At 72.2% G+C, this 17359-nt stretch carries 13 protein-coding genes and 4 tRNA genes; 7 read left to right on the top strand and 10 right to left on the bottom strand.

Annotated features, from left to right (window positions below):
• The first annotated feature begins 38 nt into the window (after positions 1-38).
• The 4 genes from ABZ479_RS26610 to purM all read left to right on the top strand — a co-directional run bounded on the left by ABZ479_RS26610 (position 39) and on the right by purM (position 5268).
• On the top strand, positions 39-836 hold the full coding sequence (locus ABZ479_RS26610) for a maleylpyruvate isomerase family mycothiol-dependent enzyme (RefSeq protein ID WP_500463892.1): 798 nt from the start codon (positions 39-41) through the stop codon (positions 834-836).
• A gap of 29 nt (positions 837-865) precedes the next feature.
• Positions 866-2527 carry a hypothetical protein gene (locus ABZ479_RS26605; RefSeq protein WP_500463891.1) on the top strand — a complete coding sequence of 554 codons (1662 nt, stop codon included), beginning with the start codon at positions 866-868 and terminating at the stop codon, positions 2525-2527.
• A gap of 127 nt (positions 2528-2654) precedes the next feature.
• Complete coding sequence (gene purF, locus ABZ479_RS26600; RefSeq protein ID WP_500463890.1) at positions 2655-4172, top strand: amidophosphoribosyltransferase; 1518 nt, start codon at positions 2655-2657, stop codon at positions 4170-4172.
• Positions 4173-4200: 28 nt separating this feature from the next.
• The gene (purM, locus tag ABZ479_RS26595) at positions 4201-5268 is read left to right on the top strand and encodes a phosphoribosylformylglycinamidine cyclo-ligase (protein WP_500463889.1); all 1068 of its coding nucleotides are present in this window, start codon (positions 4201-4203) and stop codon (positions 5266-5268) included.
• Positions 5269-5348: 80 nt separating this feature from the next.
• Here purM and ABZ479_RS26590 read toward each other — a convergent pair whose 3' ends face one another.
• Positions 5349-5717 (bottom strand): DUF3073 domain-containing protein, encoded by a 369-nt coding sequence (locus tag ABZ479_RS26590; RefSeq protein WP_499599638.1) that lies wholly within the window; start codon positions 5715-5717, stop codon positions 5349-5351.
• Positions 5718-6047: 330 nt separating this feature from the next.
• Positions 6048-7154: a Leu/Phe/Val dehydrogenase gene (locus ABZ479_RS26585; RefSeq protein ID WP_499599639.1), complete on the bottom strand. Its 1107-nt coding sequence runs from the start codon at positions 7152-7154 to the stop codon at positions 6048-6050.
• A gap of 173 nt (positions 7155-7327) precedes the next feature.
• On the opposite strand from ABZ479_RS26585, the gene ABZ479_RS26580 reads away from it, so the two are divergent.
• Positions 7328-8182, top strand: coding sequence for a DUF8083 family protein (locus tag ABZ479_RS26580; RefSeq protein WP_500463888.1), 855 nt, complete (start codon positions 7328-7330; stop codon positions 8180-8182).
• Between the two features lie 486 nt (positions 8183-8668).
• Complete coding sequence (gene bldC / locus ABZ479_RS26575) at positions 8669-8875, top strand: developmental transcriptional regulator BldC (protein WP_003949541.1); 207 nt, start codon at positions 8669-8671, stop codon at positions 8873-8875.
• A gap of 263 nt (positions 8876-9138) precedes the next feature.
• Here the strand turns inward: bldC and ABZ479_RS26570 are convergent, their stop codons facing one another.
• From ABZ479_RS26570 to ABZ479_RS26535, 8 genes are all read right to left on the bottom strand, one after another.
• A complete protein-coding gene (locus tag ABZ479_RS26570; protein ID WP_499599642.1) occupies positions 9139-9348 on the bottom strand; it encodes a DUF6274 family protein in 210 nt (69 codons plus the stop codon).
• 139 nt (positions 9349-9487) lie between these two features.
• Positions 9488-9562 (bottom strand) — tRNA-Asp (locus ABZ479_RS26565).
• 72 nt (positions 9563-9634) lie between these two features.
• Positions 9635-13552 (bottom strand): ATP-dependent RNA helicase HrpA, encoded by a 3918-nt coding sequence (hrpA, locus tag ABZ479_RS26560; protein ID WP_500463887.1) that lies wholly within the window; start codon positions 13550-13552, stop codon positions 9635-9637.
• Positions 13553-13827: 275 nt separating this feature from the next.
• Positions 13828-13904 (bottom strand) — tRNA-Phe (locus tag ABZ479_RS26555).
• 4 nt (positions 13905-13908) lie between these two features.
• Positions 13909-13983: transfer RNA gene (locus ABZ479_RS26550), tRNA-Asp, on the bottom strand.
• Positions 13984-14315: 332 nt separating this feature from the next.
• Positions 14316-14388 (bottom strand) — tRNA-Glu (locus tag ABZ479_RS26545).
• 83 nt (positions 14389-14471) lie between these two features.
• Complete coding sequence (locus ABZ479_RS26540; protein ID WP_500463886.1) at positions 14472-16058, bottom strand: metallophosphoesterase; 1587 nt, start codon at positions 16056-16058, stop codon at positions 14472-14474.
• Positions 16059-16139: 81 nt separating this feature from the next.
• Positions 16140-16490, bottom strand: a complete 351-nt coding sequence (locus tag ABZ479_RS26535; protein ID WP_499599646.1) for a metallopeptidase family protein — start codon at positions 16488-16490, stop codon at positions 16140-16142.
• Positions 16491-16789: 299 nt separating this feature from the next.
• Here ABZ479_RS26535 and ABZ479_RS26530 point away from each other — a divergent pair, with 299 nt between their 5' ends.
• Positions 16790-17302, top strand: coding sequence for a hypothetical protein (locus ABZ479_RS26530; RefSeq protein WP_500463885.1), 513 nt, complete (start codon positions 16790-16792; stop codon positions 17300-17302).
• The last annotated feature ends 57 nt before the right edge of the window (positions 17303-17359 follow it).

The raw sequence follows: 17359 nt of genomic DNA, 5'->3' as shown, positions 1-17359 counted from the left end.
TCGGGGTGCGGGTCGGGCCCGGCGCGTAGGCTGCGGGCATGCCGCCCACCGCCCGCAAGGCCCGCACCTACGACCCCGCCAGGACCCGGGCCGCGCTCACCGCGCAGGTCGGCCACGTCCTGGCGGCCGCCCGCGGCCTGACGGGCGATCAGCTGGCGGCGCCCTCCGGGCTGCCGGGGTGGGACGTGCACGCGTTGGTGGTGCACATCGCCCGGCAGGTGGAGGCCGTCGCACGGGTCGTGACCGCGCCCGCCCCGGCCCGGGCGGACCTCGACCTCACCACGTGGGCCCGCTCCACGGCGGGCATCGCCGGCCCGCTGGACGCCGACACCCGCGAGGCCGCCGCGCAGAGCGCCGACGCCGCCGCCCGCCTCGAGGAGGCCGCCCGCGGGCTCGCCGGGGTGCTGGACGAGGCGGTGGCGCCCGGGCGCCTGGTGGCGATCACGCTCGGCGCGATGCGGTCCACGGACTTCCTGGTGACCCGGCTCGTCGAGCTGGTCGTCCACAGCGACGACCTCGCCCGGGCGACGGGTGTGCCCGTCCCGCTGGAACGGCAGGCCGTCGCCGCCGTCGTACGGCTCCTCGCGGACACCCTCGCCGTCTCCGTGCCCGGCAACTCCGTCGAGGTCCGCGTCCCGCCGTACGCCGCCGTGCAGTGCGTGCCCGGGCCCCGCCACACCCGGGGCACCCCGACCAACGTCGTCGAGACGGACCCGCTGACCTGGATCCGCCTCGCCACCGGCCGTACGTCCTGGGCCGACGCCCTCGACTCCGCCGCGGTCTCCGCGAGCGGCGAGCGCGCCGACCTGGCCCCGTACCTTCCCCTGCTGGGATGAGACGGTCCCGGCGTCCGCATAATGCGCCGGTGACCCCGACGACCGCCCCGGCCGGCACACCGGCCCGCCCCTGGCTCTCCGCCGACGCCCACCGCTGGGCCGCGCTGCGGCTCCCCGGCTGGGCGCGCCCGCTGTGGTGCGCCCCGGTGCTGGTGGCGGGGGTGATCGCGGCGATCGTCCTCGCGGCGGACGACCGGTGCACGACTGCCGCGCCCTGCGGACCGATGTGGCTGGACGCCATCGGCACCGTCGGCCTCCTCGTCCACATGCTGTGGATGTTCCTGCTGCCCGAGGCGGCGGCGCTGTCGGCGCCTGTGTTGCTGCTGTGGATGACCCGGCCGGACCTGTGGACCGGCGGCGCCGCCGAGCGCGGCGTGGACGTCGTGGTCGTGGCCGCGCTGGGCTGGAGCTGGGCCGCGGTCCTCGCGCGGCTGCAGATGCGCCGCCGCCAGCGGGCGCTGGTCCTGGAGGCGGCGGGAGGAGTCTCGCTCCCGGTGCCGGAGCGGGGTGCGCCGGTGCGGCGCGGCCTGTTCCGGATCGTCGTCGGCCTGGCGGCCCTGGTGGCCGCCGCGGTGGCCGCGGTCGTCGCGGTGTCCGGGGACCGGGCCGACGAACGGCGCGCCGCCGCCGCGGACCGTGTCGAGGCGGTCGTGGTGGCCAACGGCGAGTACGACCGTCTCGGCGTGCGCTTCGCGGACGGGACGCGCCACCGCCTGCCGGCGGTGTTCCCGGAGGACTACGAGCGCGGTGCCGTGATCCCGGTCCTCATCGACGGGGACTGGCGGCGGCCGGCCGCGGAGCCGTACGAGGACCGCACGGGCCTGCAGCTCCTGACGCTCACGGCGGGCGGCCTCGGGCTGTCCCTGCTGCTGTCGGGGGCGGTGCCGGCGTTCCGGGCCGCCTCGGTGCGCCGGGGACCCGTTCCCGTGCTCCGGGTGCTGGCGGGGCGCGAGGACTTCAGGACCGTCATCCGGCCGGTGGACGACGCCGCCGGCGCACCGGTGCTCACCTACGGCGCGGCCGGACCCGGTGCGTGGGCACGCGGCGAGGGCGTGCTGTTCGGTGTCCCGGCGGAAGGCGCCGAACTGGTGCTGTTGGCCGTCACGGACTCCGGCGGCCTCCTGGTCGGTGCCTCGGAGTCGCCGGTGCGGCCGTGGGCGCCGCCGTCGTCCGGGAGCGGGGCGCCCTCCGCCTCCCGGCACCGCCTTGAGGCGGAGGCGAGGGTCGCCGAGGCGGCCGCGGCCCTGAAGCCCGGCACGGGCCCCGTCCGTTGGGACGGCGGTGCGGCCGGCCGTACGGCCGGCGCGCTGCTGCTGGTGGGCACGGTGGCCGTCCTGGGCTCCTCCTGCGTCGGCGGCCCCTGGTGGCGCGCGGTGATGTCCGTCCTGGGCAGCCTGTGGCTGACGGAGAAGGCGCTGTCCATGACCATGTGGCGGATCACCGCCGACGCCGCCGGTCTGCGGGTCCGCCGCCACCTGCGTACCCGGCACGTGCCCTGGGCGGAGGTCACCCGGGTCGTCCGCACCGCGGACGGGGAGCTGATCGTCCGCCGCGTCGCGGGTGTGGAGGACCTCCGGGTCGGCGCGGTCGCCTTCCCCGGCTGGGAGCGGACGCGGCGCCGCCCGTCCGCCGCGACGCGCGCCGCCGCCGAGCTCACCGCCATGGTCCGCGACCCCGGGCTGCGCCCCTGAGCGGCCCCGGCCGGGACCACGACCAAGGTCACATGGCCAAGCGCCCCATGGGTTTACGCGCATAGAACGCGCTTTTGTCGGGTTCCCTCGTTCGGACGACGCCGGAACCTGCCCTAGACTCGATCCCGTGCCACGTGGTGACGGACGACTCAACCACGACCTGCTCCCCGGCGAGAAGGGCCCCCAGGACGCTTGCGGCGTCTTCGGTGTCTGGGCCCCCGGCGAAGAGGTCGCCAAACTCACCTACTTCGGGCTGTACGCCCTGCAACACCGCGGACAGGAGTCCGCGGGCATCGCAGTGAGCAACGGCTCCCAGATCCTGGTCTTCAAGGACATGGGCCTCGTGTCCCAGGTCTTCGACGAGACCTCCCTCGGCTCCCTGCAGGGCCACATCGCGGTCGGGCATGCCCGTTACTCGACCACCGGCGCCTCGGTCTGGGAGAACGCCCAGCCCACCTTCCGCGCCACGGCCAGCGGCTCCATCGCCCTCGGCCACAACGGGAACCTCGTCAACACCGTCGAGCTGGCCGAGATGGTCGCCGCGCTGCCCCAGGGCAACGGCCGGGCGACCAGGGTCGCGGCGACCAACGACACCGACCTGGTGACGGCGCTGCTCGCCGGCCAGGTGGACGAGGACGGCAAGCCGCTCTCCGTCGAGGACGCCGCCCGCAAGGTGCTGCCCGAGGTCAAGGGCGCCTTCAGCCTGGTCTTCATGGACGAGCACACGCTCTACGCCGCCCGCGACCCGCAGGGCATCCGCCCGCTGGTGCTGGGCCGCCTCGAGCGCGGCTGGGTCCTCGCGTCGGAGACCGCCGCCCTGGACATCGTGGGCGCAAGCTTCATCCGCGAGATCGAGCCCGGCGAGCTGATCGCCATCGACGAGAACGGGCTGCGCGCCTCGCGCTTCGCCGACGCCCGTCCCAAGGGCTGCGTCTTCGAGTACGTGTACCTGGCGCGCCCCGACACCGACATCGCGGGCCGCAACGTCTACCTCTCCCGGGTCGAGATGGGCCGCCGGCTGGCCAAGGAGGCCCCGGTCGACGCCGACCTGGTGATACCGACCCCCGAGTCCGGCACGCCGGCCGCGGTCGGCTACGCCGAGGAGAGCGGCATCCCGTACGGCTCGGGCCTGGTGAAGAACTCGTACGTGGGCCGGACCTTCATCCAGCCCTCGCAGACCATCCGGCAGCTGGGCATCCGCCTGAAGCTCAACCCGCTCAAGGAAGTCATCCGGGGCAAGCGCCTGGTGGTCGTGGACGACTCGATCGTCCGCGGCAACACCCAGCGCGCGCTGGTCCGGATGCTCCGGGAGGCCGGCGCCGCCGAGGTCCACATCCGGATCTCCTCGCCGCCGATCAAGTGGCCGTGCTTCTTCGGCATCGACTTCGCCACCCGCGCCGAGCTGATCGCCAACGGCCTGACGGTCGACGAGATCTGCAAGTCCCTGGACGCGGACTCGCTGTCGTTCATCTCGATCGACGCGATGGTCGAGGCGACCACGATCGCCAAGCCCAACCTCTGCCGGGCCTGCTTCGACGGCGAGTACCCGATGGAGCTGCCGGACCCCGAGCTGCTCGGCAAGCACCTTCTGGAGACCGAGCTGGCCGGCGGCCCCGACGCGGCCGACGCGCTCCGTCGCCCGTAAGCATTCGACGCAAGGACACAACACAGCCATGTCCGAGAACACCGGTGCCAGCTACGCCGCGGCGGGAGTCGACATCGAGGCGGGCGACCGCGCGGTCGAGCTGATGAAGGAATGGGTGGGCAAGGCCACCCGCCCGGAGGTCGTGGGCGGTCTCGGCGGCTTCGCCGGGCTCTTCGACGCCTCCGCCCTCAAGCGCTACGAGCGGCCGCTGCTGGCCTCCGCCACCGACGGCGTGGGCACCAAGGTCGACGTCGCCCGCCGCATGGGCGTCTACGACACGATCGGCCACGACCTCGTCGGGATGGTCGTCGACGACCTGGTCGTGTGCGGCGCCGAGCCGCTGTTCATGACCGACTACATCTGCGTCGGCAAGGTCTTCCCCGACCGCGTCGCGGCCATCGTCAAGGGCATCGCCGAGGGCTGCGTGCTCGCCGGCTGCGCCCTGGTCGGCGGCGAGACGGCGGAGCACCCGGGACTGCTCGGCGAGGACGAGTTCGACGTCGCCGGCGCCGGGACGGGCGTGGTCGAGGCCGACCGGCTGCTGGGCGCGGATCGCATCCGTAAGGGTGACGTGGTGATCGCCATGGCGTCCTCCGGTCTTCACTCCAACGGGTACTCGCTCGTCCGGCACGTGCTGTTCGACCGGGCCGGCTGGGCGCTGGACCGGGAGGTGCCGGAGTTCGGGCGCACCCTCGGCGAGGAACTGCTGGAGCCGACCCGGATCTACTCCCTGGACTGCCTGGCGCTGACCCGTACGACCGAGGTGCACGGCTTCTCGCACGTCACCGGCGGCGGCCTCGCGAACAACCTGGCGCGGGTCGTCCCGGACCACCTGCACGCCACGGTGGACCGCTCGACGTGGACGCCGGGCGCGGTGTTCGACACGGTCGGCAGGCTCGGCGGGGTGGAGCGGCTGGAGCTGGAGAAGACGCTGAACATGGGCGTCGGCATGGTCGCCGTGGTGCCCGCGGACTCCGTGGACGTGGCGCTGACGACGCTGGCCGACCGGGGCCTGGACGCCTGGGTGGCCGGCGAGGTCGTGGAGCGCGGCGAGCACACCGAGGCCGTCGCCCTGACCGGGGACTACGCGGGCTGACCGGTGCGGGACAGCACAAAGCCCGGTCCGGACGATGCCCGGACCGGGTCAGTGGTCAAGCTGCAACGGAATGTGTTGCGTCAAGCACGACGACGTTGTGATGAGGACTGGGACTCGTCGTCCTCGTCGTCGTCCTCGTCGTCGCCGTAGAGATCCACGTACCGTGCGTACGGGTCGTCTTCCAGCTCGTCGTCATCGTCGTCTTCCTGTACCTCCGGATTGACCGGCAGTGTCGACGATGCGCCCAGCTCTTCGGCCAGACGTGACAGGTCCGTACCGCCGCTGTTGTACTTCAGCTGGCGGGCGACCTTCGTCTGCTTGGCCTTGGCCCGGCCGCGCCCCATTGGCTCGACCCCCTCAACGGTGGGGCTCGACGGCCCCGAGTCTTGACACGCGTTCACGATGTGGAACGGGCCCTCGGATGAGAGACCCGGTCCGTAGGACTTCAACGGTACCTGCTTCCGAGGCCGCACGGTACGTCGCCCGCACGACGCGCGTCGGAGCAGGGGCCCGCGATGGCCCCGTCCTGGCTGGTCAGTCGCGATTTTACCTTCTTCCGCCACGGTCTGGCTGCCGGGGCGTGGTAACGGTCGGATGTCCGGCCCGCCGTCCTCGTCGCGGAGGCCCGCCGGGAGCCGCCCCGACACGCGAGGACGCGCGCACACCGTACGTCGGGGGCACCCCGCGGGTGTCCGCTTTGTGATGGAGGACACGCCCGCCGTCCGGACCCGGACGCCGGGCGTGCCGGAGGGGCCGCGGTCCTGCCGCGGCCCCGTGGGTCACGGACGCAGCCAGCTCTCCGCCGGGGTGCGCTCGGCCATGCGCTGCTCGGCCAGGCGGTCGGCGGCGGCGGCCGGCGGGATGCCGTCGGCCGCGGCGCGCTCGAAGATGGCGAGCGTGGTGTCGAAGATCTTCGTCGCCTTGGCGCGGGCCCGGTCGAAGTCGAAGCCGTGCAGCTCGTCCGCGACCTGGATGACGCCGCCCGCGTTCACGACGTAGTCGGGCGCGTACAGGATGCCGCGGTCGGCCAGGTCCTTCTCGACGCCGGGGTGGGCGAGTTGGTTGTTGGCCGCGCCGCAGACGATCGAGGCGGTGAGGGCCGGCACCGAGTCGTCGTTCAGGGCACCGCCGAGCGCACAGGGCGCGTACACGTCCAGCGGCGTCCGCACCAGGACGTCAGCGTCGGAGACGGCGGTGACCTGAGGGTGACGGGAGGTGATCCGGTCGACGGCCTCGCCGCGAACATCGGTGACCACGACCTCGGCGCCGTCCTTGAGCAGGTGCTCCACCAGGTGGTGGCCGACCTTGCCGACGCCGGCCACGCCGACCCTGCGGCCGCGCAGCGTGGGGTCGCCCCACTGGGCCTGGGCGGAGGCGCGCATGCCCTGGAAGACGCCCCAGGCGGTCAGCACGGAGGAGTCGCCGGCGCCGCCGTTCTCGGGCGAGCGGCCGGTGGTCCACTGCGGCGCGGTGCGGGAGACCACGTCCATGTCGGCCACGTAGGTGCCGACGTCGCAGGCCGTGACGTAGCGGCCGCCGAGCGAGGCGACGAAGCGGCCGTAGGCCAGCAGCAGCTCCTCGGACTTGTCCATGTCCGGGTCGCCGATGATGACGGCCTTGCCGCCGCCGAGGTCGAGGCCGGCGAGCGCGTTCTTGTACGACATGCCGCGGGCGAGGTTGAGCGCGTCCTCGACGGCCGCCTCGTCGGAGGGGTACGCGTGGAAGCGGGTGCCGCCGAGGGCCGGGCCCAGGGCGGTGGAGTGGATCGCGATGACGGCCTTGAGGCCACTGGCGCGGTCCTGGCACAAGACGACCTGCTCGTGACCGCCCTGCTCCGATCGGAACAGCGTGGAGACGATGCCGGGTGTCTGACGTACGTCGGTCACTGTGGTGACTCCCGAATGTCCAGAGGTCGCCCTCCGGGTGGGTGGGGGAGGGCCGGTCGGCAGAAGACTAGAACCACCCGGCCCTGAACATCTTCCCAGTGTCGTGGATCACTCCCCGTGCCGGAAACGACGTGGGACGATGCCATGGCGGAAGCCGTCACGAGGGAGCGGGTGTGGGCTTGTCATCGGTGCTGGTCCCCTACGCGGCGTATCTGCGGGTGTACGAGCCGCTGGCGGCCTTCCCGGAGCCCGACCGCGGCTACTGGTACCGGTACGCCGCCCAGGGCCCGCAGCGGACCGCACAGGACGAGCTGCGGCAGTCGCTGGCCGGTCTGCTCTCCGTCCCGCCGCTGGCCGTTCCGGTCCGCGAGAGCGGTGAGGCCTTCGTCGCCGTCGTGGACGGCGTGACCCACGTCTGCCCCTGGCGCACCCGGTTGCGCGGCTGGCTGGCCCTGTCCGAACTGGTCGAGGAGTACCCGGCCCCCGTGGTGGACGCGGTGCTGCCGAGGGTCGCGCTCGAGCAGGCGGAGGCCGACTTCGCGGCGTGGCGGGCGGAGAAGCCCGAGAACGCCGACGCCCGGCCCTGGATCCGCGGGGCGACGTGGCACGTCCCGGTGCGCTGGTTCGTGCTGTTCGACGACTCCGAGCGGGAGTACGAACCCGCGGGCGCGGGCGAGTCCAAGGGGCCGGTGATGCGCTACCGGACACCCATGGTGCAGGCCCGCCGGCGGACGGCCCGGGCGCTGCGGGTCCTCAAGGATTCACTCGAAGAGGGGCCTCTGATCGACGGCTTGGTGGACGTGGGGCGTTGGCTCGAGGAGTTCCACCCGCGTTCCCTGGTCGAACTCGACTACGGGGGGCTGGTGCACGCCATCGCGCCGGACTCCCTCGCGGGGGACCGTTCGGCCGCCGACGTGGCGGAGGCGCTGGCTGCGCTGCGGGACGATGACGGCACCCGGGCCGGTGAGGCGTACGAGCGGCTCACCGACCGCTGGAGGGCCGTCAGGGAGCTCCTGTACGCGAGTTGAGGGCCCGTCGGGAACCGGGGGCCGCGGGGGAGGGACTTTGGTCCTGAGTCCGGCCGACCGGTACCTTTGGCCTAAGGGTGACCTAAAGCACGTTTAGGGGTCTTGCCCTCATCCCCACCCCCCATGACAATATGGGACATCGGGTCCGGAAGGACCTCTTTCCACTCGCTCTGGGTGGAATGTCCGGGATTGCATCCCCTTGAGGTGGGGCTGTGGCTCGTGGGTTGGCTGTGACTGATCGTCACCCAGGTGTGACTGTCCGTTATGGCCCGGTCCATCGGCTTCCGTCGAGCTTAGACACCTCAGAGGGCAAATCCATCGGTTTGGCCGACACGGCTGGACAGATGGTGTAGTTGTAGTGCCAAGGACAAGCCGTTCGTCCTATTACCGACTCGGCCCGCGTCCGCCATTTCGGGCAACGCGGGTCAAGGTGCAGAATTTAGAGGAAAGAACCGTGTTGGTTCGGTTCTCTCGAGGAGGCCGCTCATGACCGCTCGCACCCCTGATGCCGAGCCGCTGCTGACCCCCGCTGAGGTCGCCACGATGTTCCGCGTGGACCCGAAGACGGTCACGCGCTGGGCCAAGGCTGGCAAGCTCACGTCCATCCGCACGCTCGGCGGGCACCGCCGCTACCGCGAGGCGGAGGTCCGTGCACTGCTCGCGGGCATTCCGCAGCAGCGCAGCGAGGCCTGACCTGAACAAACGGACGCCCGCGCGGGGCCCCCAACCCGCCACGGCGTCCGCTCCGAAGGGTCCCTGCCCCCATCAGGGAAGCCCGTAGGAACGTCGATCGCACCGGAGTCCGCCGGCTCCGGTGCGATCTTTTTTGTGCGTGTGATGTGTCCGTGTTGTGAGGACTGGGTCCTCTGTCGTGAGTGCAATTGCACATATTAAATTGACGGTCCCACAGGAGGCCCCAAGTTCCCCCAGACGGGGAACTTTTCACGTGACTCCCGTCACATGCCGGAGTCCTGTTCCTCCCCCGGTTCGTGCGGTAGTGGGACGGCCGCGCGCCGTAGCGCCAGCCGCATCAGCCGGTGGCACACCGGGCAGTGCCGGGTGAGGTGCCGTCGCCCGCCCCCTGCCGCGGCCGCCAGGTGCGCGCGCAGCAGCGCCCGCGTCACGTCCCGGGGTGCCGGGCCCGGGTCCCTGGGCGTCGCGCTCATGTGCCAGGCGTACCACGCGGGAACGGACGGGACCAGGGGACCCGTCCCCTCCACAACCGCTACCGGCCACCGCGGCCGCTCCGCGCGCACAGCAAGAAGGCCCGCGTCCTTCGCTGGACGCGGGCCTTGCCTTCTACTGCGGTCCTGACGGGATTTGAACCCGCGGCCTCCACCTTGACAGGGTGGCGAGCACTCCAAACTGCTCCACAGGACCAGGTTTCGCGGCCGTCGTTCCTTGGCCGCGAGGAAGACTGTACAGCAGGTCAGAGGGTGATTGCGAACCCGATCAGCCCCAGGCTTCGTCGAGGGCCTTGAAGATGCGTTTGTCCGAGACCGGGAACGCCGTCCCGAGGGCGTGCGCGAAGTAGCTGACCCGCAGTTCCTCGATCATCCACCGGATGTCCCGCACCCGTTCGGGGACGGGCCGCCCGGCCGGCCGGGCGGCCAGCAGCTCGGCGTACTCGGTCTGGATCTCCCGGACCTTCTCCATGCGCGTGGTGTCCCGCTGCACGCCCGTGGGCATCTGCTGCAGCCGCCGGTCGACGGCCACCAGGTAGCGGAGCAGGTCCGGCAGCCGGCGCACCCCCGCGGCGGTCACGAAACCGGGCCCCACGAGGGCTCCCAGCTGCTCCTTGACGTCCGCCAGGTTGGCCACCAGGGCGAGGCTCTGGGTGGCCTTCAGACGGCGCTCACAGGCCTGCCAGGCGGCCAGCACCTGACGCACCTGCGCGACGGTCCTGACGGTCAGCTCGACGAGGTCGGCGCGCACCGAGTCGTACAGCTTCCGGAAGGACTCCTCGTCCCAGGCGGGGCCGCCGTGCTCGGCCATGAGCCGGTCGGCGGCCGCGGTGACGCAGTCGTCGAACAGGGCGTTCACCGAGCCGTGCGGGCTGCGCGACAGCGCGAGCTTGTCCTGGTTGGACAGCCGGTCCGCGGCGAACTTCGCAGGGTTGGTGGGGACGTTCAGCAGGATCAGCCGGCGGGTGCCGCGCCACATCGCCGCGGTCTGCTCGGCCTCGGTGTCGAAGAGCTGCACGCCCACGCTCTCGCCCTCGTCGACCAGCGCCGGGTACGCCTTGACCGGCTGCCCGGACCGCCGGGTCTCGAAGGTGCGCGGCAGGGCGCCCACCGTCCACCGCGTCAGCCCCGTGCGCCGCTCGATGCCGATGGCGCCGGCGTCGTCGAAGGCCTTGCTGATCGCGGCCTTGGTCTTCGGCCGCAGCTGCAGCCTCAGCGCCTCCAGGTCCTTGTCCTCGGCCAGCTTGCGACGGCGCTCGTCGGTCACCCGGAAGGTGATCTTCAGATGCTCCGGGACCTTGGCGAGGTCGAAGTCCTCGGCGGTGACGGGCACGCCCACCATCCGCTGGAGTTCCCGCGCCAGCGTCTCGGGCAGCGGGTCCTGCACCGGGACGACGCGGTCGAGGAAGGCCTTCGCATAGTTCGGCGCCGGTACGTAGTGGCGGCGGATCGCCTTGGGCAGCGAGCGGATCAGCTCGGTGACGACGTCCTCGCGCAGGCCCGGGATCTGCCAGTCGAAGCCGTCCGGGGTCACCTGGTTGAGCACCTGCAGCGGGATGTGGACGGTCACGCCGTCGGCGTCCGCGCCCGGTTCGAACTGGTACGTCACGCGGAACTTGAGCTTCCCCTGGCGCCAGGAGTCGGGGTAGTCGTCCTTGGTGACGGCCTCGGCGTTCTCGTTGATCAGCATGGAGTGCTCGAAGTTGAGCAGCTCCGGCTGCTCCTTGCGCTGCTGCTTCCACCACGAGTCGAAGTGCGCGCCGGAGACGACGTGTTCGGGGACCAGGCGGTCGTAGAAGTCGAAGAGCGTCTCGTCGTCGACGAGGATGTCGCGGCGCCGCGCCCGGTGCTCCAGCTCCTCGACCTCCGCGAGGAGCTTGCGGTTGTCGTGGAAGAACTGGTGGTGGGTGCGCCAGTCGCCCTCGACGAGTGCGTTGCGGATGAACAGCTCGCGGCTGGTCTCCGGGTCGATCTTCCCGTAGTTGACCTTGCGGTCGGCCACGATCGGCACGCCGTACAGCGTCACCTTCTCCAGCGCGATGACCGCGGCCTGGTCCTTCTCCCAGTGCGGTTCGCTGTAGGACCGTTTCACCAGGTGCTGGGCGAGCGGTTCGATCCACTCCGGCTCGATGCGGGCGTTGACCCGCGCCCACAGCCGGGAGGTCTCCACCAGCTCGGCCGACATGATCCACCGCGGCGGCTTCTTGAAGAGCGAGGAACCGGGGAAGACCGCGAACTTGGCGCTGCGGGCGCCCAGGTACTCGTTCTTGCTGTCGGTGTCCTTCAGGCCGACGTGCGAGAGCAGGCCCGCCAGCAGCGACTGGTGCACGTGCTGGAGGTTGACCTCGTGGTCGCCCTCGGAGAGGTGGATGCCCATCGTCTTGGCGACCGTGCGCAGCTGGCTGTAGATGTCCTGCCACTCGCGGATGCGCAGGTAGTTGAGGTACTCGGTGCGGCACATCCGGCGGAAGGCGGAGGAGGACAGCGCCTTCTGCTGGTCGCGCACGTACCGCCAGAGGTTGAGCAGTGCCATGAAGTCGCTGGTCTCGTCCGCGAAGCGGCGGTGCTTCTCGTCGGCCTGCTGCTGCTTGTCCTGGGGGCGTTCGCGCGGGTCCTGGATCGACAGGGCGGCCGCGATGACCATCACCTCGCGGACCACGCCGTTGCGCTCCGCCTCCAGCACCATGCGGGCCAGCCGCGGGTCCACCGGCAGCTGGGAGAGCTTGCGGCCGGTCTGCGTGAGCTTCTGCCCGTCGAGCGCGCCGAGCTCCTGCAGCAGCTGGACGCCGTCCTTGACGTTCCGGGCGTCCGGCGGGTCGATGAAGGGGAAGCGCGAGACGTCGCCGAGGCCGGCCGCGGTCATCTGCAGGATGACGGAGGCCAGGTTGGTGCGGAGGATCTCGGCGTCGGTGAACTCCGGACGCGTCAGGAAGTCGTCCTCGGAGTACAGCCGGACGCAGATGCCGTCCGCGACACGGCCGCAGCGGCCCTTGCGCTGGTTGGCGCTGGCCTGGCTGATCGGCTCGATGGGCAGCCGCTGCACCTTGGTGCGGTGGCTGTAGCGGGAGATGCGGGCGAAGCCCGTGTCGATCACGTACCGGATGCCGGGGACGGTGAGCGAGGTCTCCGCGACGTTGGTGGCCAGCACGATGCGGCGGCCCGTGCCGCGCTGGAACACCTTGTGCTGCTCGGCGGAGGACAGCCGCGCGTACAGCGGCAGGACCTCGGTCAGGCGCAGCTGCCTCTTGTTCAGGGCGTCTGCGGTGTCGCGGATCTCCCGCTCGCCGGAGAGGAAGACCAGGATGTCGCCGGGGCCCTCGGCCTGGAGCTCGTCGACCGCGTCGCAGATCGCGGTGATCTGGTCGCGGTCGTCGTCGTCGGCCTCCTCCGCGAGCAGCGGCCGGTAGCGCACCTCGACCGGGTACGTACGCCCGCTGACCTCGACGATCGGGGCGTCGCCGAAGTGCCGGGAGAAGCGCTCCGGGTCGATCGTCGCGGAGGTGATCACGACCTTGAGGTCGGGGCGGCGGGGCAGCAGCTGGGCGAGGTAGCCCAGGATGAAGTCGATGTTGAGGCTGCGCTCGTGGGCCTCGTCGATGATGATCGTGTCGTACTGGCGCAGTTCCCGGTCGGTCTGGATCTCGGCCAGCATGATGCCGTCCGTCATCAGCTTGACCAGCGTGCCGTCGCCCACCTGGTCGGTGAACCGGACCTTCCAGCCGACAGCCCCGCCCAGCGGGGTGTGCAACTCCTCCGCCACGCGCTCGGCCACCGTGCGGGCGGCGATCCGGCGCGGCTGGGTGTGGCCGATCAGGCCGCGGACGCCGCGGCCCAGCTCCAGGCAGATCTTGGGGATCTGCGTCGTCTTCCCGGAGCCGGTCTCACCGGCGACGATCACGACCTGGTGGTCGCGGATCGCCTCCAGGATGTCGTCCTTCTTCCGGCTGACCGGCAGCTGCTCGGGGTAGCTGATCCGGGGTATGGCCGTGCGCCGCGCCTCGACCTTCAGCGCGGCCTGGTCGATCTCCGCCCCGATCTCGGTCAGCACGGCCGAGCGGGCCTCGGGCTTGCGGATGCGGCGTGCGCCGTCCAGGCGACGGCCGAGGCGGTGCGCGTCGCGCAGGGTGAGCTCGGCCAGCCGGGCGCCGAGCTCACCGAATGCGGGGGAGGGGGGCTGCGTAGACATACGCGTTCCAGCATCGCATCCGCCGCGCCCCATGGGCGAACGCATTACGCCGGGTGTTCCGCCGTCCTGCGGGGCCCGGGCCGGGCCGTGGTGCGGGGCCTGCTGCGGGCGGGACGGTGGCGTTCGTCACGGCGCCGGCGCCGCGGTGCGACTGGGCGCCGGACGGCGTCAGTTGCCGCCGGCCATAGGGAGGGGCGACGGGGGTGGCCGGCCGGGAGGAACGCGATCCTCACCGGCAACGCGAAACCCCCGCCGAGGATCTCGACGGGGGTTGCTGGTGGCTGGGGCCGGGGTCGAACCGGCGACCTATCGCTTTTCAGGCGATCGCTCGTACCAACTGAGCTACCCAGCCAGCGCGGTCCTGACGGGATTTGAACCCGCGGCCTCCACCTTGACAGGGTGGCGAGCACTCCAAACTGCTCCACAGGACCTTGCGTTGCGCTCTGCGCGAGAGACAGTCTCCCACACGTTTGTGCGTGCTCCCAACGGGATTCCGCCGCGCTGTGCGAGGGACGGATCGCCGGGAACGGGGCTTCCGGTCGGTGATTCTCGGTGACCGGTCGGACACGCACTGGCGGGCCGATCTCGCTGGACCAGCGTATCAGACCCCGGGTGCCGCCACGCACGTGTGACCTGCGGGGCAGCGAGGACGGGACGCCGGCCCGGTCGTGCTGCCCCGGCCCGGAAAACACAGAAGGCAGCGCCGCCGGTGAACCGGCCGCACTGCCAACGCGCATCGTCTGCGGGACGACGCAGACGTATGTGCCCCCAACGGGATTCGAACCCGTGCTACCGCCTTGAAAGGGCGGCGTCCTGGGCCACTAGACGATGAGGGCTGGGTGGCCCGCCGGGCGGATCTTCGGCACCGTCGGGACGCGTCAGCAGCATATGGGATGCGGCGGAGGATCGCCAAAACGGTTTACGGGCTGCTCGTCGCCGTGCCGGAGGGACTGCCGGAGGGTGTTCCGGACGGCGTTCCGACGGGGGAGAGGGAGGGGGCCGGGGCGCGGCCCGGCTCCACCTCCTCCGGGAGGTGGCGGGAGACCTCGGCGGTGGACAGGCCGAGCCCGCCGAGGGTGATCTCGTCCCAGGCCTGCAGTGCGTGGGTGTCCTGGTCCAGGTAGAGGACGGAGGCCTCCACCTTCTGGGGGGTGTCGCCCTCGACGGCGCGCAGCCCGCCGCCGCCGGTCGTGCCCTGCACCATCAGCCGGCTGCCCTCCTCGAGCACGTCGACGGCCCGGGTGTGGGTGTGCCCGGCGAGGATCAGCGGGACCAGGCCGTCGGTCTGGGCGGCGGCGATCGGGTTGTGGGCGATCGCGATGTCGACCTTGGAACCCGTGGTGTTCTGCGCGCGGACGGCGTCGGCCAGCTTCTGCCCGGCCAGCCGTTCCGAGGGGTCGCCGGCCGCCTCGACCGAGCGGTCAGGGGTGAACTGCGGGTCGCCGATGCCGGCGATGCGCAGCCCCTTGACCACCACCGACCGGCCGTCGTCGACGACGTGGGCGTTGGCGCGCTCCGCGACCGCGCGCTGGCTGTCCATGGAGTCGTGGTTCCCGCGGACGAAGACGTAGGGCGCGCCGAGGTCGGGGATGGCGGAGGTGAAGCCGTTCTCGGCGGTGGTGCCGTGGTCCATCAGGTCGCCGGTGTCGACGATCACGTCGATCTTGTACTCGGCGACGACGGACTCGATGATCTGCCAGGCCACCGGGTTGAGGTGGATGTCCGAGACGTGCAGCACCCGCAGCGTGGTCGGGTCCGGGTTGTAGGCGGGCAGCGTGGACGTCGCGTCGTACAGCCGGGTCATGTTCGTCACCAGGCGGGCGAGTTCCTGCTGGTAGATGTCGAAGTCGCTGACGATGCTGCGCGCGTTGCCCACGACCGAGGGGGCGCTGCTCAGCAGGCCGGAGAAGCGGGGTTCCAGGACGCTGCGCGGGTTCCAGGTGCCGTACGCGGTGCCCGCGCAGGCCACCAGCACCGCGAGGGACAGCCCGCCGGCGGCGAGGGCGCGGCGCGGCCTGCGGTAGACGGCGAGGCCGAGGGCGGTGGCGCCGGTCAGCGCGGCCACCGAGGAGCGCAGCGCGAGTTCGGCCGTGCTGTGCCGCACGTCGGCGGTGACCTCGCTCTGCAGTCCGCTGATCCGCTCCGGGTGCCGTACGAGGGTCCGGGCCCGGTCGGGGTCGAGGGTGTCGACGTCCACGACCAGGCGCAGCGGGCCGTCGTGGCTGTCCAGCCGCAGGGCGCCCAGCGGGGAGACGTTGACCTGGGTGTCCCCGGTCCAGGACGGGTGCAGCGACATCCGGGTGTTCATCGGGCCGACCGGTTCCTCGATGCTGCCCAGCACCACCAGGCCGAGCCAGCCGCCCACCAGCGTCACCGCCAGCAGCCCGAGCGCGCCCAGGTACGGCCGGGCGGGAGGGACGGCGAGCGAGGGGGCGGGCGGTACGGCCGTGCGGCGGCGGCGCCACAGGTCACGGATACGGGGCACACGAGATCGAACGCGGACCATTGCCGACGTATGCCCCGGGCCGTCGCGAGACATGCGCCGCCGGGGCGGAGTCCCCCGCCCGCCCGGCGGGGTGACCGCTGATCAGCCCCAGCCGAGTTCGTGCAGGCGCTCGTCCTCGATGCCGAAGTGGTGCGCCACCTCGTGGACGACGGTCGTGGCAACCTCCTCCACGATCTCCTCCTTCGTGGCGCACATGCGCAGGGTCGGGCCGCGGTAGATCGTGATCCGGTCGGGCAGGACGCCGGCGTACCACTCCCCGCGCTCGGTCAGCGGCGTCCCCTCGTACAGGCCCAGCAGTTCCGGATCGGCGGGGTCGGGTTCGTCCTCGACGAACACCGCCACGTTGTCCATGACGCGGGCCAGCTCCGGCGGGATCCGGTCCAGCGCGTCGCTGACCAGTTCCTCGAACGCTTCGCGTGACATCTCCAGCACACCGCCATTGTCCGCGACGGACGGCCGTTCGGGCAGCGTCCGACGCGGATCGCCTCGCCGGATCGTGCTGCCGGACCGCGCCGCCGGAGCCCGCCAAGGGCGCGCCGGGCGGGAGCCGTTCGGCGGCCCGTGCCGGGGCGGGCCGTGCGCGGTGCGGCCGGGCTCGCGCCCGTACGGGCGTGTCCCCGAGGGCCGCGGGCCCGTTGGGCAGCGCGGAACCCGGTCCCGCGACGACCACCCGCCGGACCCACCGCACCGCCGGACCCATCCGTCCCGCCAGATCCACCAGAGGTGCTCCCGTGACCCCTGCCACCGCCCGTGCGCGTACGGCGGCCGTGCTGCTCCTGCCCGTGCTCGCCCTGGGCTCCGTGACCGGCTGCGTCAGCGTGGGCGGCGCGGGCGGCGACGCCCAGCCGAAGGGCGCCTCCTCCGGCGTCGCCGGGGAGGCCGGCGGGACCGGGGACAGCTGGCAGGACGGCGGGATGGTGCTGCCCGGCGGCGGCCCGGGCGGGGTGGAGGGCCGGCCCGGGGCGCTCGCGCCGGGTCCCGGTTCGCCCTCGGTGTCGGCACAGGAGTCGGTGCCGGGGCCGACCCAGGGCCCGGGCCGCTCCCACAGCGCGAAGCCCTCGGGGCGTCCTTCGTCCTCGGGGCGGCCCTCGCAGTCAGCGCCGCCGTCGGACCGGCCGTCGGCGACGTCCTCGCCCGGCGACAGCTCCCCGCCGCCGTCCGGGGACGGCTCGCCCCAGCCGTCGCCGTCCAGCGCGCCCTCGGTGAACGGTGCCGCGGGGGGAGCGGGAGGGAGGGGAGCATGAGGGACCCGGGGGACCGAATTGGCCAAAGCGGTCTCGTATGCGTATGCTGGTAGATCG

The sequence above is a fragment of the Streptomyces sp. NPDC005722 genome (assembly GCF_040630935.1).
Classification (GTDB): Bacteria; Actinomycetota; Actinomycetes; order Streptomycetales; family Streptomycetaceae; genus Actinacidiphila.
This window is presented reverse-complemented; position numbering and strand designations above follow the sequence as displayed.